This is a genomic window from Streptomyces sp. AC627_RSS907 (assembly GCF_019049165.1).
The window spans coordinates 1-789 of sequence record NZ_JAGMUE010000552.1 but is presented as its reverse complement, the minus strand read 5'-3'; the positions used below and the strand labels follow the sequence as shown (position 1 = coordinate 789).

1 protein-coding gene and 1 pseudogene are annotated in these 789 nt (G+C 73.0%); both read right to left on the bottom strand.

The features are described 5' to 3' along the window. On the bottom strand, positions 1-333 hold a 333-nt coding region (locus tag KUM32_RS37015; RefSeq protein ID WP_302185232.1), incomplete at its 3' end, for a tetrahydrofolate dehydrogenase/cyclohydrolase catalytic domain-containing protein. 150 nt (positions 334-483) lie between these two features. Then, positions 484-789, bottom strand: a pseudogene (gene purH, locus KUM32_RS37010) (bifunctional phosphoribosylaminoimidazolecarboxamide formyltransferase/IMP cyclohydrolase); the annotation flags it as partial.

Here is a 789-nt window from a genome sequence, read left to right as displayed (position 1 = left end):
CTCCAGGACCCGGTTGGTGTCGATGCCCTTGGGGAGCGGCAACTGCACGATGTACCCCGTGCACTCGGGGTCCTCGTTCAGCTCGCGGACGACCGCCTCGATCTCCTCCTGCGTCGCGGTGTCCGGCAGTTCGCGCCGGATGGAGGCGATGCCCACCTGCGCGCAGTCGCGGTGCTTGCCCGCCACGTACCACGTGCTGCCCGGGTCGTCGCCCACCAACAGGGTGCCGAGACCGGGCTGCACGCCCTTGGCCTTCAGCGCCTCCACGCGGGTCTTGAGAGCGGACTTGATCGCGGCGGCGGTGGCCTTGCCATCGAGAATCTGGGCGGTCATGGACCCATCCTCCTGGATAAGCGGAGATCGGCGCGCCCCCGGGCCGGTCGGCGCTGACCTGGCCCCGGGGTGCGGCCCCGTACGGGCTGGGGGAACGGCTGGGCCACCGGCCCCGCCGAGGTCGGCGGGGCCGGTGGGCTCAGGGTGGGCTCAGTGGAAGAAGTGGCGCGTGCCCGTGAAGTACATGGTCACACCGGCCGCCTTCGCGGCCTCGACGACCTGCTCGTCGCGGACCGAACCGCCGGGCTGCACCACGGCCCTGACGCCGGCCTCGGTCAGCACCTCGAGGCCGTCGGGGAAGGGGAAGAACGCGTCGGAGGCGGCGTACGCGCCCCGCGCCCGCTCCTCGCCCGCGCGCTGCACCGCGAGCCGCGCCGAGTCCACCCGGTTGACCTGGCCCATGCCGACGCCGACCGTGGCGCCGTCCTTGGCCAGCAGGATCGCGGTGGACTTGAC